The sequence below is a fragment of the Streptomyces sp. NPDC056835 genome (assembly GCF_042789485.1).
GTDB lineage: Bacteria > Actinomycetota > Actinomycetes > Streptomycetales > Streptomycetaceae > Streptomyces.
In genome coordinates, this window is sequence record NZ_JBHUBB010000005.1 from 79,254 (window position 1) to 101,821 (window position 22,568).

At 68.3% G+C, this 22,568-nt stretch carries 15 protein-coding genes; 10 read left to right on the top strand and 5 right to left on the bottom strand.

Going from position 1 to position 22,568, the window contains the following annotated elements:
• Positions 1 to 12: 12 nt before the first annotated feature.
• Positions 13 to 1,029 carry a 2-hydroxyacid dehydrogenase gene (locus tag ACFRMN_RS07515; protein ID WP_383014718.1) on the bottom strand — a complete coding sequence of 339 codons (1,017 nt, stop codon included), beginning with the start codon at positions 1,027 to 1,029 and terminating at the stop codon, positions 13 to 15.
• A 91-nt stretch (positions 1,030 to 1,120) separates the two neighbouring features.
• Positions 1,121 to 1,912 carry a DeoR/GlpR family DNA-binding transcription regulator gene (locus tag ACFRMN_RS07520; protein ID WP_383014721.1) on the bottom strand — a complete coding sequence of 264 codons (792 nt, stop codon included), beginning with the start codon at positions 1,910 to 1,912 and terminating at the stop codon, positions 1,121 to 1,123.
• A gap of 310 nt (positions 1,913 to 2,222) precedes the next feature.
• Here ACFRMN_RS07520 and ACFRMN_RS07525 point away from each other — a divergent pair, with 310 nt between their 5' ends.
• The gene (locus ACFRMN_RS07525; protein ID WP_383014724.1) at positions 2,223 to 3,725 is read left to right on the top strand and encodes an FGGY-family carbohydrate kinase; all 1,503 of its coding nucleotides are present in this window, start codon (positions 2,223 to 2,225) and stop codon (positions 3,723 to 3,725) included.
• The gene (locus ACFRMN_RS07530; RefSeq protein ID WP_383014727.1) at positions 3,722 to 4,363 is read left to right on the top strand and encodes a histidine phosphatase family protein; all 642 of its coding nucleotides are present in this window, start codon (positions 3,722 to 3,724) and stop codon (positions 4,361 to 4,363) included. Before ACFRMN_RS07525 ends, ACFRMN_RS07530 begins: the two co-directional genes overlap by 4 nt.
• A gap of 180 nt (positions 4,364 to 4,543) precedes the next feature.
• Here ACFRMN_RS07530 and gap read toward each other — a convergent pair whose 3' ends face one another.
• Positions 4,544 to 5,542 (bottom strand): type I glyceraldehyde-3-phosphate dehydrogenase, encoded by a 999-nt coding sequence (gap, locus tag ACFRMN_RS07535; RefSeq protein WP_383014730.1) that lies wholly within the window; start codon positions 5,540 to 5,542, stop codon positions 4,544 to 4,546.
• Between the two features lie 107 nt (positions 5,543 to 5,649).
• A complete protein-coding gene (locus tag ACFRMN_RS07540; RefSeq protein WP_383014733.1) occupies positions 5,650 to 6,606 on the bottom strand; it encodes a GlxA family transcriptional regulator in 957 nt (318 codons plus the stop codon).
• 352 nt (positions 6,607 to 6,958) lie between these two features.
• On the opposite strand from ACFRMN_RS07540, the gene acnA reads away from it, so the two are divergent.
• Positions 6,959 to 9,697 (top strand): aconitate hydratase AcnA, encoded by a 2,739-nt coding sequence (gene acnA, locus ACFRMN_RS07545; protein WP_383014736.1) that lies wholly within the window; start codon positions 6,959 to 6,961, stop codon positions 9,695 to 9,697.
• Between the two features lie 91 nt (positions 9,698 to 9,788).
• On the opposite strand, the gene ACFRMN_RS07550 is transcribed toward acnA, so the two are convergent.
• Positions 9,789 to 13,634 (bottom strand): GH92 family glycosyl hydrolase, encoded by a 3,846-nt coding sequence (locus ACFRMN_RS07550; RefSeq protein WP_383014739.1) that lies wholly within the window; start codon positions 13,632 to 13,634, stop codon positions 9,789 to 9,791.
• A 424-nt stretch (positions 13,635 to 14,058) separates the two neighbouring features.
• Here ACFRMN_RS07550 and ngcE point away from each other — a divergent pair, with 424 nt between their 5' ends.
• The 7 genes from ngcE to ACFRMN_RS07585 all read left to right on the top strand — a co-directional run bounded on the left by ngcE (position 14,059) and on the right by ACFRMN_RS07585 (position 22,448).
• Positions 14,059 to 15,504, top strand: a complete 1,446-nt coding sequence (gene ngcE / locus ACFRMN_RS07555) for an N-acetylglucosamine/diacetylchitobiose ABC transporter substrate-binding protein (RefSeq protein WP_383014742.1) — start codon at positions 14,059 to 14,061, stop codon at positions 15,502 to 15,504.
• Positions 15,505 to 15,610: 106 nt separating this feature from the next.
• The gene (locus ACFRMN_RS07560) at positions 15,611 to 16,534 is read left to right on the top strand and encodes a carbohydrate ABC transporter permease (RefSeq protein WP_383014745.1); all 924 of its coding nucleotides are present in this window, start codon (positions 15,611 to 15,613) and stop codon (positions 16,532 to 16,534) included.
• A complete protein-coding gene (locus tag ACFRMN_RS07565) occupies positions 16,534 to 17,469 on the top strand; it encodes a carbohydrate ABC transporter permease (protein WP_383014748.1) in 936 nt (311 codons plus the stop codon). Before ACFRMN_RS07560 ends, ACFRMN_RS07565 begins: the two co-directional genes overlap by 1 nt.
• Positions 17,470 to 17,669: 200 nt before the next feature.
• The gene (locus ACFRMN_RS07570; RefSeq protein WP_383014751.1) at positions 17,670 to 18,869 is read left to right on the top strand and encodes an ROK family protein; all 1,200 of its coding nucleotides are present in this window, start codon (positions 17,670 to 17,672) and stop codon (positions 18,867 to 18,869) included.
• 133 nt (positions 18,870 to 19,002) lie between these two features.
• The gene (locus ACFRMN_RS07575) at positions 19,003 to 20,103 is read left to right on the top strand and encodes a substrate-binding domain-containing protein (protein WP_383015286.1); all 1,101 of its coding nucleotides are present in this window, start codon (positions 19,003 to 19,005) and stop codon (positions 20,101 to 20,103) included.
• Between the two features lie 246 nt (positions 20,104 to 20,349).
• Positions 20,350 to 21,138: an ATP-binding cassette domain-containing protein gene (locus ACFRMN_RS07580; RefSeq protein WP_030350753.1), complete on the top strand. Its 789-nt coding sequence runs from the start codon at positions 20,350 to 20,352 to the stop codon at positions 21,136 to 21,138.
• Complete coding sequence (locus tag ACFRMN_RS07585) at positions 21,135 to 22,448, top strand: sugar ABC transporter permease (protein ID WP_383014754.1); 1,314 nt, start codon at positions 21,135 to 21,137, stop codon at positions 22,446 to 22,448. The genes ACFRMN_RS07580 and ACFRMN_RS07585 overlap by 4 nt, the downstream gene beginning before the upstream one ends.
• The last annotated feature ends 120 nt before the right edge of the window (positions 22,449 to 22,568 follow it).

Consider the following 22,568-nt stretch of genomic DNA (forward strand, 5'->3'; position numbering starts at 1 on the left):
CGTGACGAGCGTTCAGATGACGCGATGGGCGAGCGGTTCCCCGCGCAGGAACCGGCCCACCTCGGCCGCGGCGATACGGGCCGCGTTGTGCGCGACCGAGATGTTAGCCCCGGCCAGATGCGGCGTCATGACCAGGCGGGGAGCGGTACGCAGCCGGGAGTCCGCGGGCGGCGGCTCCACGGCGTACACATCGAGCCCCGCCGCGGCGAGCCGGCCCGACTCCAGGGCGTCGCAGAGCGCGTCCTCGTCCAGGAGCGCCCCACGCGCGCAGTTGACCACGACCGCGCCCTCGGGGAGCAGGGCGAGTTCGCGGGCGCCGAGCAGCCCCCGGGTCTCGGGCGTGAGCCGCGCGTGCAGCGAGACGACATCGGAGCGGCGCAGCAGTTCGTCCAGGTCGGCGACGGGGGTTCCCCACTCGCGCAGCGTGTCGGGATCGGCGTACGGGTCGTACAGACAGACGTGCGCGCCGAGGGCGGAGAGCGCGCGGGCCACCCGGCTGCCGACCGCGCCGCAGCCGATCAGCCCGACGGTCGCCCCGTCCAGACCGGGACCGCAGTTGTCGTACGTATAGAACTCGCCCGCCCAGCGGCCCGCCGCCAGCGCCGCCGAGGTCTCCGGGATCCGGCGCATCGTGGCCAGCAGCAACCCGACGGTGTACTCGGCGGTGGCCGCCGCGTTGCGTCCGGGGGTGTTGCACACCTGGACGCCGCGCTCCTTCGCCGCGTCGAGGTTGACGTTGACCGGGCCGCCCCTGCCGACGACCACCAGCCGCAGATCGGGCGAGCCGTCGAGCACCTTGCGGGTCACCGGAGCCATCTGGGTGACACACACCCGCGCCCCGCGCAGCGCGGTGAGGAGGGTGTCCTCGTCACCGGACGCCTCGTCGACCTCGGAGACCGGCCCGAAGGGTGTCAGAGGCCAGGGGAGGCGCAGTTGGCCGATGGTGTGGTCCGTGCCGATCTCGGCCGTCAGCTCCCGGGCGAACAGGTCGGGGGCGACGAAGTGGTCGCCGGCGGCGAGGATTCTCATCGTCGAGGTCTCCTTGACGGTCGGGGCAGGTCGGGGCAGGTCGGGACAGGTCCGGGCTCTGGGCCGGCTCTGGGCGGGGCTCTGGGCCGCCTCAGGTCCAGGTCTCGGCGACCTCGTAGTGGACACCGCTCTCATCGAGCGAGCGCCGCACCTCGGGCGGGGTGCGGTCGTCGATCAGTATCAGGTCGAACGTCGACAGCGGCGTCAGCCGGTGCAGCGCCGTGCGGCCGAGTTTGGAGTGGTCGATCATCAGCACCTTGCGGCCCGCTGCCTTGAGCATCGCGCGCTTGACGGCGACGATGCGCTGTTCCTGGTGAAAGGCGAAGTCGTCGTAGACGGACGAGGTGGACACGAAACACATGTCGACCCGCAGTGCCTCGACGGCCTCCACACAGGGCACCCCGAGAAAGGAGTCGTGCAGGGGGTCGTAGTCGCCGCCCAGGGCCATCAGATGGATACCCCGTTCACCGGCGAGCAGATTCAGTGCTTCCCGAAAGTTGGTGACGACGGTCAGCGGTTCGATACGGGGGAGGAGCCTGGCCAGCTCCAGCACGGTGGTCGAGTCGTCGATCATCACCGACATACCGGGGTCGATCAGCGTCGCGGCCTTGGCGGCCAGCGCCTCCTTCTCCGGCCGCATGGACTTCTTGCGGTAGGCGACATTGCTCTCGAACACCCCGGAGGGCTGTGCGGTGACACCCCCGCGGAATTTCCGGAGGACGCCCTCGCTTTCGAGCTCGTCGATATCGCGGTAGATCGTCATCACGCTCACGCCGAACCGCTCCGCCAGGTCCGACGCCGATACCGATCCCTCGGTCAGCACATGATCGGTGATCTCCCGGCGGCGCTCTATGGGGCCCCGCTGGCTCTTGTCCTGTGACATTCCCCGGTCCTGTTCACCTCATGAATAACATGAAGCTCTGAGGTTATAACATAGATTGTTGAGGTACCGTTCGGCAGTGTTCACCACGGTCGATGGCCTGGTCAACCCGTCCGACGCCATGTCAACCCATACTCCACCAGGTGAGACGCGGAGTCCGGGGCCCTGAGCTGTGCCGACGCCCACGACGGAATCCGCATCCACGGTGTGAAATACACCGTGAGATCAACATTCGCGAGAACACCGGACGACGACAAGAAGGCGGGAGCCTGTGCGCGAGGGTGTGACGGACGCACGCCACCAGGACGTGTGGATGGGAGTCGACCTCGGGACGCAGAGCGTACGCGCTCTGGCTGTGACCGACGACGGGCGGGTACTCGGCCGCGGCTCCGCCCCACTCACCGGTCACCGCGAGGGGGACCGTCATGAACAGCTGCCCGCCGACTGGTGGCGGGGCGCCGCTGACGCCATCCGCCAGACGCTGAGCTCCCTGTCCCCTTCCGCTTCCGCTTCCGCCACGCCCGCGCGGGGGCGTACGCGCGTACGGGGAATGGCGGTGTGCGGTACGTCAGGGACCGTCCTGCTGACCGACGCGCGCGGAGCGCCCCTGACCCCCGCGCTGATGTACGACGACGGCCGGGCGGGGGCCGAGGCGCGGTACGCGCAGGAGACCGGCGCCGAGGTGTGGGACGCGCTCGGGCTCCGTATCCAGCCGAGCTGGGCCCTGGCCAAACTGCTCTGGCTCACCGGCGCGGGCGCGGGGGTGGGCGCGAAGAGCGCCAACGGCACCCTTCAGGGCGCCCGCGTCTGCCACCAGCCGGACTTCATCACCGCACGCCTGGTCGGGCGGCCCGTACCGACCGACTCCAGCCACGCCCTCAAGACCGGCTACGACCTCCACACCCGCTCCTGGCCCACCGCCGTCCAGGACCGGCTCGGTCTGTCCGGACTCGACTTCCCCGCCGTGGTGGCCCCCGGCACCCCGCTCGGTACGGTGTGCGCCGAGGCGGCGGCCGACACCGGCCTCGCCGAAGGCACCCCGGTCATCGCGGGCATGACCGACGGCTGCGCGGCCCAACTCGGCTCGGGGGCCTGGGAGGTGGGCAGGTGGAACACCGTCCTGGGCACCACGCTCGTCCTCAAGGGCGTCACCGCCACCCCGCTCCGTGACCCCGCCGGTGTCCTCTACAACCACCTTTCCCCGGACGGGCACTGGCTCCCCGGCGGAGCCTCCAGCGTCGGCGCCGGCGCCCTGACCCATGTGTTCCCCGGGGCCGATCTCGCCCGCCTCGACCGCCTCGCCGCGGACCGGGAGCCGGCGAGCGTCGTCGCGTACCCCCTCGTGTCCCGGGGCGAACGGTTCCCGTTCCTGGCCGCCGACGCGGAGGCCTTCACGCTCGGCCGCCCCTCCGACGACGCCGATCATTACGCGGCGCTGCTCCAGGGCGTCGCGCTCGCCGAGCGGCTGTGTCTGGCGTACGTACGTTTCCTGGGCGCCCCGATCGACGGGCCGGTCACCTTCACCGGCGGCGCGACCCGCAGCGGCTACTGGAACCAGCTGCGCGCCGACATCCTGGGCCGCCCCGCCGCCCTCCCCGAACAGGCCGATTCCGCCCTCGGCATGGCGGTGCTCGCGGCCCACGCGGTGACCGGCGACGACGCGGCCCGCCGCATGGTGCGTATCCGTACGATCCTGGAACCGCGGCCCGGGGCCGGCCGGCGCTTCGACGGGCCCTTCGTCACCCTGGTCGACGCGCTCGAACGGCGTGGCTGGCTGCCCTCGGACATGGCCACCTACGCACGGGAGCACGGATGACGGCCAGCACCACCAGCACCACCCTCTTCCTCGCCCGCCACGGCGAGACCGTCTGGCACGACGAGAACCGCTACACCGGCATCAGCGACATCGATCTGACCCCGCGTGGTCTGGTGCAGGCGCAGGCGCTCGGTGTGTGGGCCGCGGGCGCCGGACTCGACGCGATCGTGACCTCTCCACTCTCCCGCGCGCGGCGCACGGCGGAGCCCGCGGTGCGGGTGACGGGACTGGCGGCGGTCGTCGAACCGGATCTGCTGGAAGTCGACTTCGGGATCGCCGAGGGCCGGACCATCGCCGAACTCGAAGCGACTCATCCCCGCGAGGTGGCGGCGTTCCGCCGCGACCCGGCCGCCCACCCGCTGCCGGACGGCGAGGACCCGGCCGCCGCCGCGGCGCGCGGCGCCGAGGCCCTGCTCCGTCTCGCGGACACGCACCGGGGAGGGCGCGTGCTGACGGTCGCGCACAACACGCTGTTCCGGCTGGTCCTGTGCCGTCTGCTCGGCATTCCCGGGAGCGAGTACCGACGCGTGTTCCCGGCGATGCGCAACTGCGCGATCACCGAACTGCGCGTGCCGGCCGCAACGGCCGGCCAACCACGGCAGGTCGCCCTCATGTCGTACAACGTGCCGACCCATTGACGGCCTGCCCCACAGACGGCCTGCCCCGCTGCCACTCGTCCTGAGTCCGGTCGCACGGCCCATGACCACATGACCACATGACCACATGACCCATGGAAGATCGGGGCGGAACCTCCCGGCGGGGTTCCGCCCCGCGCGTGTCAGGCCCGGGACCCCGCCCCGGGCCATCCCCGTTTCCGGTCAGCCGGCGGCGAGGAGTTCGAGCGTATCGATCACGCGGTTCGAGAAGCCCCACTCGTTGTCGTACCAGGCGACCACCTTGATGTGGCGGCCATCGACGCGGGTGAGAGCCGAGTCGAAGATCGACGAGGCCGGATTGCCCGTGATGTCGGACGACACGAGCGGGTCGTCCGAGTACTCAAGTACGCCGGCGAGCGACCCCTGTGCCGCGGCGCGGTACGCCGCCAGCACCTCCTCGCGCGTCACGTCACGAGCGACGGTCGTATTGAGTTCGACGATCGATCCCACCGGAACCGGCACGCGGATCGAGTCGCCCGACAGCTTGCCGTCGAGGTTCGGCAGCACGAGGCCGATCGCCTTGGCGGCGCCTGTCGTGGTCGGCACGATGTTGACAGCGGCCGCGCGGGCACGGCGGGCGTCGCGGTGCGGACCGTCCTGGAGGTTCTGCTCCTGCGTGTAGGCGTGCACCGTCGTCATGAAGCCGTGCTCGATGCCGGCGAGACCGTCGAGCACCGCGGCCAGCGGCGCGAGCGCGTTGGTCGTGCACGAGGCGTTCGAGACGATCGTGTGCGCGGCCGGGTCGTACGCGTCGGTGTTGACCCCGAACGCGAGTGTGACATCGGCGCCGTCCGCCGGAGCGCTGATGAGTACCCTTTCCGCGCCCGCGTCGATGTGGGCGCGGGCGGCCGCGGCCGATGCGAAGCGGCCGGTCGCCTCAAGCACGATGTCGACACCGAGCTCGGCCCACGGCAGCCGCGCCGGTTCGCGCTCGGCGAGCACCGTGATGCGACGGCCGTCGACGACGAGGGCGCTCCCGTCGACAGTCACCGGGCGGCCGAGCCTGCCCGCCGTCGTGTCATAGGCGAGCAGCCGCGCGAGGGTGGCGGGCTCCGTGAGGTCGTTGACGGCGACGACCTCCAGGTCGCTGTCGCGTTCGAGCAGCGCGCGCAGCACATTGCGTCCGATGCGGCCGAATCCGTTGATGGCGATGCGAGTCATGAATGGTGTCCCTTCGAGTTCGCCATCAGGTTCTCGCGCGGCATCCGCCGACGACAGCGGCGTGATCGCCATGGTTCACAAGGATCACGCCAGGTGGTGGGGATGGGCTACTGCCCCTGGGTGAAGGTGCGCCGGTACTCGCTCGGAGTGGTGTCGAGGATGCGCTGGAAGTGCAGCCGCAGATTTGCACCGGTGCCGAGACCGACGTCGGCGGCGATCTGCTCGATGCCCCGCTGTGAACGCTCCAGCAGCTCACGGGCCACGTCGATGCGGGCTCGCATGACCCACTGCATCGGGGTGTACCCCGTGTCTTCGACGAAGCGCCGCGAGAACGTGCGCGGCGACACCGCCGCATGCCGGGCGAGCACTTCGAGGGTGAGGGGCTCGCCGAGCCGGTGCAGCGCCCACTCCCGGGTAGCGGCGAACCGCTCGCCGAGCGATTCGGGCACACTGCGCGGCACGTACTGTGCCTGACCGCCGCTGCGGTACGGGGCCGCCACCAGCCGCCGCGCCGCGTGGTTCGACGCGGACACCCCCAGATCGCCGCGCAGAATGTGCAGGCACAGGTCGATGCCCGAGGCGGCGCCGGCCGACGTCAGCACGCTGCCCTCGTCGACGAACAGAACGTTCGCGTCGACCCGCACGAGCGGACGCTTCGCCGCGAGTGCCCGCGTGTAATGCCAGTGCGTCGTGGCGCGCTTGCCGTCGAGCAGGCCCGTGGCGGCGAGCGCGAAGGCGCCCGTCGAGATGGCGGCGAGCCGCGCGCCCCGGTTGTGGGCGGCGATCAGCGCGTCGACGACGGCCCGCGGCGGGTCGTCACGGTCCGGGTGCCGGTAGCCGGGAACGAAGACGATGTCGGCCCACGCGAGTGCGTCGATGCCGTGGGCGACGGAGTACGACAGGCCGTCGCCGCCGGCCACGAGACCGGGCGCCGCGCCGCACACCCGCACCTCGTACGGCATGCTCGCGCGGGTCGTGAACACCTGAGCGGGAATACCGACATCGAGAGGCTTCGCGCCTTCGAGCACGAGGACGGCGACGTGATACAGGGGTGAGGCTCGCACGAGGAAAAGGGTACGTGGGGGTGCGGAGGTGCATCAGCCCAGTTCCCAGGGGGCGTCGGCCGGTTTTGACCCGCGTGGCCGGGGGCCGGCCCACGCGTCACGGCTCAGCTGTAGGTCTCGGGCTCACTCGGGTGAGAAAGGCGACTCGGTTCGCTGGGAAACGGACAGCACCCGCGCATGACCGAGCGGCGGTCATGTACTAGAGTTATCTCGACATCGAGATATCTGCCGAAGGCGTACCGCGGCCGCCAGCTGGTAAGGGTTACCTAACCAAGCCTTACCTCAGCGGATCGGCGACGAGTCGAGGCGGCAGCATGACGGTAGTACGCGCACATTGATGAAGGAGACTGTCGTGTCGGCGAACAGCTTCGACGCCCGCAGCACGCTGCGCGTGGGCGACGAGTCGTACGAGATCTTCCGGCTGGACAAGGTCGAGGGCTCCGGGCGCCTCCCTTACAGCCTGAAGGTGCTGCTGGAGAATCTGCTCCGCACCGAGGACGGCGCGAACATCACCGCCGACCACATCCGCTCCATCGGCTCCTGGGACTCGCAGGCACAGCCGAGCCAGGAGATCCAGTTCACCCCGGCCCGTGTGATCATGCAGGACTTCACCGGTGTGCCCTGTGTCGTGGACCTCGCCACCATGCGTGAGGCCGTGAAGGAGCTGGGCGGCGATCCGGCGAAGATCAACCCGCTGGCCCCGGCCGAGCTGGTCATCGATCACTCCGTCATCGCCGACAAGTTCGGCACGCCGGAGTCCTTCGCGCAGAACGTGGAGCTGGAGTACGGCCGCAACAAGGAGCGCTACCAGTTCCTGCGCTGGGGGCAGACCGCCTTCGACGAGTTCAAGGTCGTCCCGCCGGGCACCGGCATCGTCCACCAGGTCAACATCGAGCACCTGGCCCGTACGGTCATGGTCCGGAACGGTCAGGCGTACCCCGACACCCTCGTCGGCACCGACTCGCACACCACCATGGTCAACGGTCTCGGTGTGCTGGGCTGGGGCGTCGGCGGTATCGAGGCCGAGGCCGCGATGCTCGGCCAGCCCGTCTCGATGCTCATCCCGCGCGTCGTCGGCTTCAAGCTGACCGGCGAGCTGCCGGCCGGCACCACCGCCACCGACCTGGTCCTGACGATCACCGAGATGCTGCGCAAGCACGGCGTCGTCGGCAAGTTCGTCGAGTTCTACGGTGAGGGCGTCGCCGCCACCTCCCTCGCGAACCGCGCCACCATCGGCAACATGTCGCCGGAGTTCGGCTCCACCGCCGCGATCTTCCCGATCGACGACGAGACGCTGAAGTACCTGCGCCTGACCGGCCGCAGCGACCAGCAGGTCGCCCTCGTCGAGGCGTACGCCAAGGAGCAGGGCCTCTGGCTCGACCCGGCCGCCGAGCCCGACTTCTCCGAGAAGCTGGAGCTGGACCTCGCCACGGTCGTCCCCTCCATCGCCGGCCCGAAGCGCCCTCAGGACCGCATCATCCTGGCCGAGGCCAAGGAGAAGTTCGCCGAGGACGTACGCAACTACGTCTCCGAGGACGAGGAGGCGGGCAAGGAGTCCTTCCCGGCCTCCGACGCCCCGGCCTCCGCCAACGGCGTGCCGACCCGGCCGACCCTGGTCACGGCCCCCGACGGTACGACGTACGAGATCGACCACGGCGCCGTCACCGTCGCCGCGATCACCTCCTGCACCAACACCTCGAACCCGTACGTCATGGTCGCCGCCGCGCTGGTGGCCAAGAAGGCGGTCGAGAAGGGCCTGACCCGCAAGCCGTGGGTCAAGACCACACTCGCCCCGGGCTCGAAGGTCGTCACCGACTACTTCGACAAGGCGGGCCTCACCCCGTACCTCGACAAGGTCGGCTTCAACCTCGTCGGTTACGGCTGCACCACCTGCATCGGCAACTCGGGCCCGCTGCCCGAGGAGGTCTCGAAGGCCGTCAACGAGCACGACCTCGCCGTCACCTCGGTGCTCTCCGGCAACCGCAACTTCGAGGGCCGGATCAACCCGGACGTCAAGATGAACTACCTGGCGTCGCCGCCGCTGGTCGTCGCGTACGCCCTGGCCGGCTCCATGAAGGTGGACATCACCAAGGACGCCCTGGGCATCGACCAGGACGGCAAGCCGGTCTACCTCGCGGACATCTGGCCCACCGAGGCCGAGGTCAACGACGTCGTGGCCAACGCCATCGGCGAGGACATGTTCAACAAGTCCTACGCGGACGTCTTCGCGGGCGACGCGCAGTGGCAGGCGCTGCCGATCCCGACCGGCAACACCTTCGAGTGGGACCCGCGGTCCACCTACGTCCGTAAGCCCCCGTACTTCGAGGGCATGACGATGGAGACTTCCCCGGTCGAGGACATCACCGGCGCGCGCGTGCTGGCGAAGCTCGGCGACTCGGTCACCACCGACCACATCTCCCCGGCGGGTGCGATCAAGGCCGACACCCCGGCCGGGAAGTACCTGACGGAGCACGGCGTCGAGCGCCGCGACTTCAACTCGTACGGTTCCCGCCGCGGCAACCACGAGGTCATGATCCGCGGCACGTTCGCCAACATCCGGCTGCGCAACCAGATCGCGCCGGGCACCGAGGGCGGCTTCACCCGCGACTTCACCGTCGAGGGCGCCCCGGTCGCCTTCATCTACGACGCCTCCCAGAACTACCAGGCCGCCGGCACCCCGCTGGTCGTCCTGGCGGGCAAGGAGTACGGCTCGGGCTCGTCCCGCGACTGGGCCGCCAAGGGCACCGCGCTGCTCGGCGTGAAGGCCGTCATCGCCGAGTCGTACGAGCGCATCCACCGCTCGAACCTGATCGGCATGGGCGTCCTGCCGCTCCAGTACCCGGAAGGCGCCTCGGCGCAGGCCCTGGGCCTGACCGGCGAGGAGACCTTCTCCTTCACCGGCGTCACGGAGCTGAACAACGGCACCACCCCGCGCACGGTCAAGGTGACCACGGACACTGCCCCCGGCGAAGCCGGAAATGTACGCCGTGAGTTCGACGCGGTCGTCCGTATCGACACCCCGGGTGAGGCGGACTACTACCGCAACGGCGGCATCATGCAGTACGTGCTGCGCAGCCTGATCCGCAAGTAGACGGCGCCGCGACGGAAACGAGGGCCGTGTCCCGTACGGAGAGTACGGGGCACGGCCCTCGCCGTTCAGCTACGTGCTACGGCTACGGCGGCTACCGCAGCAGCTCCACCTCCGCCAGGGTCGACGGAGCGTCGCTCACCAGCCGGTACTTCGCGTACGTACCCGGCTTGGCGACGGTGAAGGCCCGCGTCTGCCGGTCCCAGCCGAAGGACTCGCCCGCACGCGTGTCCAGGGTGCGCCAGGTCGTGCCGTCCGCCGAGCCCTGGAGTGTCCAGCCGGTCGGGGCCTTCGCCGCCGTGGACGACGTCAGGGTGTACTGGACCGCCTTCGTCGCCGACGCCACCGGCAGCTCCACGGACTCGGCCGGCGCCGAGGTGCCCGAGGAGTTGTCGAAGAGCGGGCCCGACGCGGTCAGCACGTCCGTGCGCGGTGACGGCGCCTTGTCGTCCTGCTGGATCGAGACCGGCGCCGCGTTCTTGCCCGTACCCCAGGACGACGGCTTCGGGCCCATCGCGAACTCCAGCTGCCCGCCGCGTGCCAGCACATCGTGCGGGAGTGCCGTGGAGTTCCAGGACTTGCCGTTGACCTTCAGGCCCTGGACGTAGATGTTCTTGTCGCTGTTCTTCGGCGCCTTGACCACCAGCGTACGGCCGTTGTCCAGATGGACGGTCGCCTTGGTGAAGAGCGGCGAGCCGATCGCGTACTCCCCGCTGCCCATCACCAGCGGATAGAAGCCGAGGGCGGAGAAGAGGTACCACCCGGACTGCTCGCCGTTGTCCTCGTCACCGTGGTAGCCCTGGCCGATCTCGCTGCCGACGTAGAGCCGCCCCAGGACCTCGCGCACCTTCTCCTGGGTCTTCCAGGGCTGTGAGGCCGCGTTGTACATGTACGCGGCGTGGTGGGCGACCTGGTTGGAGTGGCCGTACATGCCCATCCGTACGTCGCGCGCCTCCGTCATCTCATGGATGACGCCGCCGTACGAGCCGACGAACTCGGGTCCCGCCGTCTCGGGGGTCGAGAAGTAGGTGTCCAGCTTGTCCGCGAGACCGGAGCGTCCGCCGTAGAGGTTGGCGAGCCCGCGGCTGTCCTGGACCGCCGTGAAGGCGTAGCCCCACGCGTTCGTCTCGGTGTAGTCGTAGCCCCACACCCGCGGGTCGAACGTGTCGGAGGGGACCCGCCAGTCGCCCTTGAGGTCACGGCCCTGGAAGAAGCCGGCCTTCGAGTCGAAGAGCGAGACATAGTTCTGGGCGCGGTTGCGGAAGTAGTCGGACTCCTCCTTGTAGCGCTCCTTCTTGGTCTTCTTGTAGAGCGCCTCGCCCATCTTCGACAGGCCGTAGTCGTTGAGGTAGCCCTCCAGCGACCAGGACAGGCCCTCATGGGTCTCCGTGGAGGCATAGCCGAGGAACGGGGACGTCTCCATGCCCTTGCGGCCCACACCCGAGCTGGGCGGTACCACCGTCGCGTTCTTCAGCGCCGCCTCGTACGCCGCCTCCGCGTCGAAGTCGACACCCTTCACATAGGCGTCGGCGAAGGCCACGTCCGAGCTGGTGCCGGTCATCAGATCCGCGTAGCCGGGTGAGGACCAGCGGGAGATCCAGCCGCCGTCCTTGTACTGCTGGACGAAGCCGTCCACCAGCCCGCCCGCCTTCTTCGGGGTGAGGAAGGAGTACGCGGGCCAGGTCGTGCGGTACGTGTCCCAGAAGCCGTTGTTGACGTACACCTCGCCGTCGACGATCTTCGCGCCGGTGTGCGTCGGGGTGTCGGGCCCGGTCTGCGGCGAGAACGGGCTGGCGTACTGCTGCTTCGGGCGGGACTTCGTACCGGTGTTCTCGAAGCCGGAGTTCGGATACAGATACAGCCGGTAGAGGCTGGAGTAGAGCGTGGTCAGCTGGTCGTGGTCCGCGCCCTCCACCTCCACCCGTCCCAGGATGTCGTCCCAGGCGCTCTGCGCCCGGTCCTTGACCCGCTCGAAGCGGCTGGTGGCGGGGATCTCGTCGGAGAGGTTCTTCTTCGCCTGGTCGAGGCTGATCAGCGAGGTCGCCAGCCGCAGGGTGACGGTACGGTCCGTGCCGGCGTCGAAGCGCAGATAGCCGGTGACGTCGGCGCCCCCGCCGCCGGAGAGCTTGCCGCTCGCGGTGACCGGCGCGTCGAAGACGCCGTATACGAACAGCCGCGTCGCGCCGGTCGACCCTCCGCTCTTGACGTCGGAGAAGCCGGAGAAGGAACGGGTCGCCGGATCGAGGGTGAGTCCGCCCGCGTTGGAGATGTTGTCGAACACCAGGCTGGCGTTCTCACCGGGATAGGTGAACCGCATCATCGCCGCGTGGTCGGTCGGGGTCATCTCGGTCTTGAGACCGTTCTCGAACGTCACGCCGTAGTAGTGCGGCTTCGCGATCTCGTTCTCGTGCCGGAAGGGCAGCGCCCGCGCCGTACGGGAAGCCTCGGGCGTCCCGGCGGCCACCGATGGCATCAGCTGGAAGGTCTGCCGGTCGCCCATCCAGGGGCTCGGCTCATGGCTGGCGCTGAAGGCCTGCACGGTCGGCAGGTTGTCGGCGTTGTTGGCGCGGCTGTACTCGTAGAGCCAGCTGGTGGAACCGGCGTTGGTCACCGGCGTCCAGAAGTTGAAGCCATTGGGCACGGCGGTCGCGGGGAAGGTGTTGCCGCGCGAGAAGGAGCCGCTGGAGTTGGTGCCGCGGGTGGTGGAGGCGTAGTCCGACAGATGCGCGAGCCGTTTCTCCGGGGCCTTGGGCGCGAGGCTGATGTCGTCGATCCAGCCCTGGAACTTCGCGGGGCCCGTGCGGGAGTCGTACGCCACCAGGATCCGGTCGACGGTCTTGCCTGCCGCCACGGCGCCGATCCCGGCGTCCACCTGGTTCCACTGGTTGACGTAGAGCCGCTTGGCGTCGCCCTGGCCCTGTGGTGTCAGCAGCCCGCCATGCGCGTCGGTGGCCTTCAGATCACTCAGATAGGTGCCGTCGGTGAAGGCGAGATCGACCGAGACGTTCGTGGCCGGATAGTTCAGATCCGTCTCCGGAAGGGAGGGATAGATCCGGTACGAGAGCGCGGTGTCGCGCCGTACGGCTGTGTCGACGTCGAAGATCTTGTTGTAGGAGTACGCCCGTCCGTCCGGCTGGTGCGTACCGGCGTACTTCAGCGCCTTCGTACCGGTGAATCCCGCGCCTGCCTTGGCGGTGGGGGAGCCGGAGGGGCCGCGGTCCACCTGGGTACGCATGTCCTGGGGCGCGGGGGTGCTCGTATCCCCGTCGGAGAACTGCACGTCGGCCAGCTGGGTCGCGTCGGAGGCGCCGTTGTTCGCCGTGATCTCCAGCCGGAAATGCTGGTAGGCGGCCGGGGCCGGGACGGCGACGTCGTAGGACTTGGTCTGGAACCGCTCCGCGAAGGTCTCGCCCTTCCGGGAGTCCAGCTCCTTCCACTCCTTGCCGTCGGTGGAGCCCTGGAGCTTCCAGTCCTTGGGGTCACGCTCGTCATGGTCGTTCGCCGATGTCAGCGCGTACGTGACGACCTTGACCGGCTCGTCGAGATCGAACTCGATCCAGGCGGTCGGCTCGAACGCCAGCCACTTCGTCGCCGACTGGACATCGATGAGGTTTTCCTTGGTCTCACCGCCGCCGGTGTTCTCGCCGCTCGCGCGCAGCTCCACGACCCGGTCGGTGACATTGCCCGGAATCCCGTTGGTGAAGCCGCCGTCGACACCGGATGCCCGTTTCTCGCCACCGGGTCCCACTTCGACGGTATTGCGCCAGTCCGGCTGGGGTTCGTCCGCCTCGAAGGAGGAGGTGAATTCCCTTTCCGCCGACTTCGGTTGAGCGGGTTGTGCTATAGCCGCTGACTGTGCTGTTACGACGAGCAGCGAGGCGGCCGCCACCAAGGCGGCCGTATGCCATTGTCTGCGCCGGGGTCCGGTTCTCTGCCGCATACCGAGCCTTTCGTCCTGCGTACCAAGTTGGACAACGTTGTCAAACGAGAAGCGCAGGGTCCAGTAGGAGCCAAGTGGCGTGTGGTGTCAAGGGTGTTGCAGGGATGGCGTGATCGGAATGGCTCATTCTTGAGAGACCGAGGTGGTCGAATGAGTACACACCCGGCTCAGATATCCACGAGGTCTCAACTCGGGAAAGACTGCCGTCCAAACCTGCTTTCGATCTTGCCCCGTCGGCGGGAAGTGGACTATACCTGTCGCGTCCGCCCAAGCGATGCGATCGAGCACGACCAAGCACGATCAGGCACACCAATTCCGCACGACCCAGCTTCATTTGACCGCGGTGGCGGGGCCCTTCGCCTCAGAAGAGAAGGACGGGCGACCGGTACACCGCCTGAGTCCTGGAGAAGGCGAGGACTTGAGCATGGGATCCACCTCCGCTCAGAACAGCGAGGGCCTTGGCCGTCGTGATGTGATCAAGCGGTCCGCCGCGATCGGTCTGATCACCGTCCCGACGATGAGCTTTCTGGCCTCGTGTGCCAGCGGCGACAGCGGGAGCGGCAAGAAGGTCGAGAAGGGCAAGTCGACCGAGAAGAACCCGCTCGGGGTGAACACGAGCGCGCCTTTCGACTTCGTCCTGTTCGACGGCGGATTCGGCACGGAGTACGCCACGGACGCCGTCAAGGAGTACGAGAAGGCGTTCCCGGACGCCGAGGTGAAGTTCACGCCGACCCAGAAGATCCAGTCCGAGCTCCAGCCGCGCTTCAACGGCGGTACCCCGCCCGACCTGATCGACAACTCGGGCGCCGAGCAGATGGACATGGGCGTTCTCGTCGGCAAGAAGCAGCTCGCCGACCTCACCCCGCTGCTGGACGCCCCCTCCGTCGACGACCCGGCCAAGAAGGTCCGCGAGACGCTGCGCCCCGGTGTCGTGGAGATGGGCCAGTTCGACGGCGACCCGGTGTGGATCCTCTACTACGCCTACACCGTCTACGGCGTGTGGTACTCGCAGACCGCGCTGGACAAGCTCGACGCGGAGTACCCCGAGGACTGGGACGCGATGCTGGCCCTCTGCGCGAAGGCCAAGAAGAAGGGCATCGCGGGCTGGACGTACGCCGGCAAGTACCCGTACTACATCCCCTTCTCGCTCTACCCGTTTATCGGCAAGATCGGTGGCCGCGAGGTCCTTGACGCCATTGACAACCTGGAGCCCAACGCCTGGAAGCACCCGGCCGTGAAGTCCGCCTTCGAGGCGTACTTCGAGCTGTTCAAGAAGGGCTACATCCTCCAGGGCACCCCGGGCCTCGACCACATCCAGTCGCAGACGGCCTGGACCGAGGGCAAGGCGCTGTTCCTCCCGAACGGCTCCTGGGTGGAGAACGAGGCGGCGAAGACGACGCCGAAGGACTTCCAGATGAAGGTGGCCGCGCCGTCCAGCCTGGACAGCTCGGACAAGCTCCCCTTCGGCACGCTCTGGGCGTCCGGCGGTGAGCCCTTCGTCGTACCGGCGAACGCCAAGAACCCCGACGGAGGCATGGAGCAGCTGCGCATCATGCTGAGCGAGGCGTCGTCGAAGAACTTCACGTCCAAGGTGAAGTCGCTGAGCTCCTTCAACGGCGGCACCGACGGACTCACCCTCTCCAGCGCGCTGCAGGCCGGGGTGGACGCGCTGGCCAAGGCCGGTGCCAATGTGCTCAACCCGCGGCTCCAGGACTGGTACGTGGCGCTCCAGAAGGAGAAGATCGGCGTGGGCGCGCTCGGCGAGATGATGGCCGGACGCCTCACCCCCGTCGAGGCCATCAACAAGTGCCAGGAGTTCGCCGACGCGGCCGCCAAGGACTCCTCCATCAAGCACTACAAGCACCAGTAGGAGTGGAAGTGACCGGAGGCCCCGCCGGGGCTTCCGGTTCCGGCCCGTCGTACGGGCCCCCCAAGGCAGCACGGCGGCACCCGCCGGAGATTCGGGGTCGGGAGACATGCAACACGGCAAGTACCGGTTCATTGTGGGGTTTCTGGTATTCCCCCTGGCGATATACGCGCTCTTCGTCGTATGGCCATTCATCCAGTCCATCTATTACTCGTTCACGGACTGGACCGGTCTCAGCCCTGACTTCACGATGGTGGGCTTCGACAACTACACCCGGATGCTCGATGACAACACCTTCTGGAGTTCCCTCCAGCACAGTCTGACCTTCGCGCTCCTGCTGCCCGTGGTGGTCCTCGGCCTCGCGCTGTTCTTCGCCTTCATGCTGAATGTCGGCGGGCGCAGCCGGAAGGGGGCCGCCGTTTCGGGGGTCCGCGGATCCTCGTTCTACAAGATCGTCTACTTCTTCCCGCAAGTGCTCTCGATCGCGATCGTCGCCCTGCTTTTCCAGTTCGCGTACAACCCGAACAGCGGCGCCATCAACTCCGCGCTCAGCGCGGTCGGTCTGGACAGCGTGAAGCCGGACTGGCTGGGCGATCCGAAGCTCGCGCTGTGGTGTGTGATGGCCGTCCTGGTGTGGAGCACGACGGGCTTCTTCGTGGTCCTCTTCTCCGCGGGCATGGCCTCCATCCCGAAGGACTTCTACGAGGCGGCGCTGCTGGACGGCGCGAGCCGCTTCACCACCTTCTTCCGGATCACCCTGCCGCTGCTGTGGGACACCGTGCAGTCCGGCTGGGTCTATATGGGCATCCTCGCCCTGGGCGCGGAGTCCTTCGCGGTCGTCCAGATCATGACCGTGGGACCGGGCGGTCCCGCCGATTCCACCAATGTGCTGACGTTGCTCGTCTACCAGAAGGCGTTCCGTGACGGTCAGGCGGCCTATGCGACCACGATCGGTGTCGCCCTCCTCGTCGTCACGCTGGCCTTCGCCGCCATCGTGATGCGGCTGGGTCGACGTGAGCGGCTGGAGTTCTGATGAAGACCACTGAGACCCCTCCCCCCGCCGACACGCCCCCGCCGGCCGACGCCGTACGGACCCGGCCCGCCGTGACCAAGACGGCCGCCCCGCCCGACAAGGAGTCGAAGACCGGCGGCGTCCTCAATGTCTTCTCCCACGGCGTGCTCGTCATCTGGGCCTTCCTGGTCGCGATGCCGCTGCTGTGGGCGGTCATGACGTCCTTCAAGGACGACAAGTCGATCTTCACCTCGCCGTGGTCACTGCCGGACACGCTGCGCTTCGAGAACTGGTCGCGCGCCTGGACCCAGGCGCATATGAGCGATTACTTCCTCAACACCGTTCTGGTGGTGGCGGGTTCACTCGCCGGCACGCTGCTGCTCGGCTCGATGGCGGCGTACGTACTGGCCCGCTTCGAGTTCCCCGGGAACCGGTTCATCTACTACTTGTTCATCGGCGGGATGAGTTTCCCGATCATCCTCGCGCTGGTCCCGTTGTTCTATGTCATGAACAATATGGGCCTGCTGAACACGATCCACGGTCTGATCCTGGTCTACATCGCCTACTCGCTGCCGTTCACGGTCTTCTTCCTGACCTCGTTCTTCAGAACGCTGCCGACATCGGTGGCGGAAGCGGCGATCATCGACGGGGCCTCGCACACCCGGACCTTCTTCCAGGTGATGCTGCCGATGGCCAAGCCGGGTCTGATCAGCGTCGGCATCTTCAACTTCCTCGGTCAGTGGAACCAGTACCTGCTGCCCACGGTGCTCAACACCGACCCGGACAACAAGGTCCTCTCCCAGGGGCTGGTACAGCTCGCCGTCAGCCAGGGGTACAAGGGGGACTGGTCCGGTCTCTTCGCCGGGCTGGTGATGGCGATGCTGCCCGTGCTCGCCGCGTACATCATCTTCCAGCGTCAGGTGGTGGCCGGGCTGACGGCGGGAGCGCTGAAGTAGCGCGTCGGCCGGACGAACCGCCCGTCGGCCTCGGCCGGCGGGCGGTTCGGCGTGTTCCGCTCGCTCAAGGTCTTGACGGGGAGGCGCCCCAAAGGCTGAGCTTAGGGTTCACAAGTTGGAGATACGTCGGGGTCTCATTGGCGCGGCCCCGGCCGGGGACGGTGGTCGTGCCGTCCGCCAAGGGCAGGAGTGGATGAGTCGTGGAGACTCCGGGGTCGCAGTCGTCTCTGCACCGGGCCAACCTCGAACGGGTCGTACGCGCGGTGCGCATGGCCGGTTCGCTCACCCAGGCGGAGATCGCCAGAAGCACGGGACTGTCGGCGGCCACGGTCTCCAATATCGTCCGTGAGCTGAAGGAAGTCGGGACCGTCCAGGTCACACCCACCTCGGCGGGGGGCCGCCGGGCCCGCAGCGTCTCGCTCAGCGGGGACGCGGGCATCGTCATCGGGGTGGATTTCGGCCATACACATCTGCGAGTGGCGATCGGCAACCTCGCCCACCAGGTGCTCGCCGAGGAATCGGAGCCCCTGGACGTGGACGCCTCGTCCGCCCAGGGCTTCGGCCGGGCCGAGGAACTGGTCGAGCGGCTGATCGTCACCACCGGCGTCAGCCGTCAGAAGGTGATCGGAGTCGGCCTCGGCGTCCCCGGTCCGATAGACGTCGAGTCGGGCACGCTCGGCTCCACCTCGATCCTCCCCGGCTGGACCGGCATCAACCCGAGCGACGAGCTGGCCGGGCGGCTCGGCGTACCGGTGTACGTCGACAACGACGCCAACCTCGGCGCCCTCGGCGAGCTGGTCTGGGGCAGTGGTCGCGGGGTCAGGGACCTCGCGTACATCAAGGTCGCCAGCGGGGTCGGCGCCGGGCTGGTGATAGACGGCCAGATCTACCGCGGCCCCGGCGGTACGGCCGGCGAGATCGGGCACATCACGCTCGACGAGTCGGGCCCCGTCTGCCGCTGCGGCAACCGCGGTTGCCTGGAGACCTTCACGGCGGCCCGCTACGTACTGCCGCTGCTCCAGTCCAGCCACGGCGTGGATCTCACCATGGAGCGTGTCGTCCAGCTCGCCAGGGAGGGCGATCCGGGCTGCCGCCGGGTGATCGCCGACGTCGGCCGGCACATCGGCAGCGGCGTGGCGAATCTGTGCAATCTCCTGAACCCCAGCCGGGTGGTGCTCGGCGGGGACCTGGCCGAGGCCGGGGAACTGGTGCTCGGGCCGATACGTGAGTCCGTCTCCCGGTACGCGATCCCCAGCGCGGCACGCCAGTTGTCGGTGCTTCCCGGGGCGCTCGGCGGCCGTGCCGAGGTGCTTGGCGCACTCGCCCTCGTCCTCAGCGAGATGGGTGATTCGACCCTTCTGGAGAGCGCCCTCCCGGCGGGGACCCCTGCCTTCACTTAGATAACGGATGGCACCGTTGTCATCTCGTTAAGGATTTACTCCTTGACGCCGGCCTCGTGCCGGAGTTGACTTCCTGCCACCTCGGCCGCAACGACGCGGCCTCGTCAGGGAGGTTTTTGAAGTGAGCGCAAAGATGCGTCGTGCTGCCGTGGCCACCGCCGCTACCGCTATGGCCGTCTCCCTCGCCGCCTGTGGCAGCGCCAAGGAGTCCGGCGACAAGGCCGAAGCGTCCGCGTCGGACAAGAAGGGCCCGATCACGGTCGGCCTGCTTCTGCCCGAGAACGAGACCGCGCGGTACGAGACGCTTGACAAGCCGCTGATCGAGAAGAGGGTCAGCGAGCTGACCGACGGCTCGGGCAAGGTCGTCTACGCGAACGCCAAGCAGGACGCGACGCTGCAGAACCAGCAGGTCGACACGATGGTCACCAACAAGGTCGATGTGCTGGTCGTGGACGCGGTCGACTCCAAGGCCATCGCCAGCTCGGTGAAGAAGGCCAAGGAAGCGGGCATACCGGTCGTGGCGTACGACCGTCTCGCCGAGGGTCCGATCGACGCCTATACCTCCTTCGACAACGAAGAGGTCGGCCGGGTCCAGGGCAAGGCGCTCCTCGAAGCGCTGGGCGACAAGGCCAAGTCCGGTCAGATCGTGATGATGAACGGCGCCGTCACCGACCCGAACGCCGCCCTGTTCAAGAAGGGTGCGCACTCCGTACTCGATGGCAAGGTGAACATCGGCAAGGAGTACGACACCAAGGAGTGGAAGCCGGTCAACGCCAACGCCAACATGGAGGGCGCCATCTCCGCCCTCGGCAAGGACAAGGTCATCGGCGTCTACTCCGCGAACGATGGCATGGCGGGCGGCATCATCACCGCCCTCAAGGGCGCCGGCTTCGCCAAGCTCCCGCCGGTCACCGGCCAGGACGCCGAACTCGCCGGTGTGCAGCGCATCGTCACGGGCGAGCAGTTCATGAGCGTCTACAAGTCCTACCCGCAGGAGGCGGCGGTGGCCGCCGAAATGGCCGTCGCGCTCGCCAAGGGCGAGAAGCTCGACTCCATCGCCAAGGACACCGTGGACAGCCCGACCACCAAGGCCGTCCCGTCCGTGATCGTCCCGGTCGTCTCGCTGACCAAGGACAACATCAAGGACACGGTCATCAAGGAAGGCATCTACACGGTCGGTGACATCTGCACCGACAAGTACAAGGCCGGCTGCGACGCGATCGGCCTGAAGTAGCCCCCTCCGGGACCGTCCGGTGACCGCCCCCGGTGAAAGCCTGTCCGGCACCCCGCCCGTCAACGCCCCGCAGCTGGGGCGGGGTGCCGGATGGAACCACCTCGGCCCGCCGGTGCGCCCCGCGCGCCGTGTCGCGCGACGTCCGTGAACCGGACTCGCGCGGCCGGCCCCTTGCTCGTCTCTTCTGCTCGACCTCCGCGCCTCTTCCCCCGGCGCGGCATCCCCGCCGGTCAGGCGGCGAAGGAGATGGTTCACGTGACCGCTACGCCCGTGCTGGCGTTGCGAGGGGTCTCCAAGCGATTCGGTGCCGTCCAGGCGCTCACCGATGTAGAGCTTGAGGTCCACTCCGGTGAGGTGGTCGCCCTCGTGGGCGACAACGGCGCCGGGAAATCGACGCTGGTGAAGACCATCGCCGGCGTACACCCCATCGATGACGGCGTCATCGAGTGGGAGGGCAGCCCCGTCTCGATCGGCCGGCCGCACGACGCCCAGAACCTGGGCATCGCGACCGTCTACCAGGACCTGGCGCTCTGCGACAACATCGACGTCGTCGGCAATCTCTACCTCGGCAGGGAACTCCGCAGCTGGGGCGTCCTCAACGAGGTCGAGATGGAGCGCCGCTCGCGCGAGCTGCTCACCACACTGTCGATCCGGATTCCCAGTGTCCGGATACCGATCGCCTCGCTCTCCGGCGGCCAGCGGCAGACCGTGGCCATCGCCCGGTCGATGCTCGGCGACCCCAAGCTCGTCATTCTCGACGAGCCGACGGCGGCGCTGGGCGTCGAGCAGACGGCGCAGGTGCTCGACCTCGTCGAGCGGCTGCGCGAGCGCGGTCTCGCCGTACTGCTCATCAGCCACAACATGGCCGACGTCAAGGCCGTCGCCGACAAGGTGGCGGTGCTCAGGCTGGGCAGCAACAACGGCGTCTTCGACGTCGCGTCCACCTCTCAGGAAGAGATCATCGCCGCCATCACCGGCGCCACGGACAACGCCGTGACCCGCCGCGCGTCGCGCACCGTGGAGGTTCAGAAGTGAGTACGGACAAGACCTCCACGTCTCTTGAGAAGACCCCTGGAGAGGAAGTCCCCGCCCCGGTCGACGCCCCCGCCGCGGCGGACGGCGCGGTCACCGCGGTGGACCCCCGACTGCTCGTGCGCGAGCAGGGATTCGCGGGCTACGTCTCCGAGTTCAAGCGCAAGATACGCGCCGGTGATCTGGGCTCCCTCCCGGTCGTCGTCGGACTGCTCATCATCTGCGTGGTCTTCCAGAACCTGAACTCGAACTTCCTGTCCGCGGAGAACCTCAGCAACATCTCCGTGGCCATGGTCGGCACCGGCATGATCGCCGTCGGTATCGTCTTCGTCCTGCTGCTCGGTGAGATCGACCTGTCGGTCGGCTCGGTCAGCGGTGTGTCCGGCGCGATCGTCGCCGTACTGAGCGTCACCCACGGCCTGAACGAGTGGCTGGCCCTGGTGGTCGCCATCATCAGTGGCGCGGTCATCGGCGCGATCCACGGCTTCTTCTTCGCCCGCGTCGGCGCGCCCGCGTTCGCCGTCACCCTGGCCGGTCTGCTCTTCTGGCTCGGCTTCATGCTCCAGATCCTGGGCGACAACGGCACCATCAACCTGGACCCCGACGGTCTGGTGGCCAAGCTCACCACCTACTACTTCACCGATGTCGCGGCCGCCTACGGCCTCGCCCTCGTCGCGGTCGTGGTGTTCTTCCTGACCTCCTTCCTGGAGAACCGCCGTCGTGAGGCGGCCGGAGTCCCGTCGAGGCCGGTCAGCGAGACCGTGCTGCGCACCGTCGTCCTCGCGATCGTGGCCTTCGCGGCGGCGTTCATGTTCAACCAGTACAAGGGGCTGCCCCTCGCACCGGTCATCTTCCTGCTGATCCTGGTGGCGACCGACTTCGTGCTGCGGCGCACCACCTACGGCCGCAAGGTCTTCGCGCTCGGCGGCAGTGTCGAGGCGTCCCGGCGCGCGGGTATCAACGTGACGCTGATCCGGGTCTCGGTCTACTCGATCGCCGGTACGTTCGCGGCCATCGGCGGCCTCTTCATCGCCTCCAAGATCGCCGCGGCCAACCAGGGCGCCGGCACCGGCGACCTGCTGATGAACGCGATCGCGGCGGCCGTCATCGGCGGCACCAGCCTCTTCGGGGGCCGGGGCCGCACCTGGAACGCGCTGCTCGGTGTCATGGTCATCACCTCGATCCAGTACGGACTGGCGCTGCAGGGCATCGCCACCCCGATCCAGTACATGATCACCGGTGGTGTGCTGCTGGCCACCGTCGTCATCGACTCCGTCACCCGCAAGACCCAGAAGACCGCGGGTCGCGCCTGACCGCGGTCCCGCGCGCCGTGCCCGGCACCCTCGGGGTGCCGGGCACGGCCGCGCTCCGCGAGTACTCGATATGACGTACGTACCGTCGATCGGGTGACGTAGGACGCACCGCCCGCCGAC

Coding starts and splice junctions, on each gene's coding strand:
- ACFRMN_RS07515 (WP_383014718.1), bottom strand. CDS start 1,029: ATGAGAATCCTCGCCGCCGGCGACCACTTCGTCGCCCCCGACCTGTTC.
- ACFRMN_RS07520 (WP_383014721.1), bottom strand. CDS start 1,912: ATGTCACAGGACAAGAGCCAGCGGGGCCCCATAGAGCGCCGCCGGGAG.
- ACFRMN_RS07525 (WP_383014724.1), top strand. CDS start 2,223: ATGGGAGTCGACCTCGGGACGCAGAGCGTACGCGCTCTGGCTGTGACC.
- ACFRMN_RS07530 (WP_383014727.1), top strand. CDS start 3,722: ATGACGGCCAGCACCACCAGCACCACCCTCTTCCTCGCCCGCCACGGC.
- gap (WP_383014730.1), bottom strand. CDS start 5,542: ATGACTCGCATCGCCATCAACGGATTCGGCCGCATCGGACGCAATGTG.
- ACFRMN_RS07550 (WP_383014739.1), bottom strand. CDS start 13,634: ATGCGGCAGAGAACCGGACCCCGGCGCAGACAATGGCATACGGCCGCC.
- ngcE (WP_383014742.1), top strand. CDS start 14,059: ATGGGATCCACCTCCGCTCAGAACAGCGAGGGCCTTGGCCGTCGTGAT.
- ACFRMN_RS07560 (WP_383014745.1), top strand. CDS start 15,611: ATGCAACACGGCAAGTACCGGTTCATTGTGGGGTTTCTGGTATTCCCC.
- ACFRMN_RS07565 (WP_383014748.1), top strand. CDS start 16,534: ATGAAGACCACTGAGACCCCTCCCCCCGCCGACACGCCCCCGCCGGCC.
- ACFRMN_RS07575 (WP_383015286.1), top strand. CDS start 19,003: ATGCGTCGTGCTGCCGTGGCCACCGCCGCTACCGCTATGGCCGTCTCC.
- ACFRMN_RS07580 (WP_030350753.1), top strand. CDS start 20,350: ATGGTTCACGTGACCGCTACGCCCGTGCTGGCGTTGCGAGGGGTCTCC.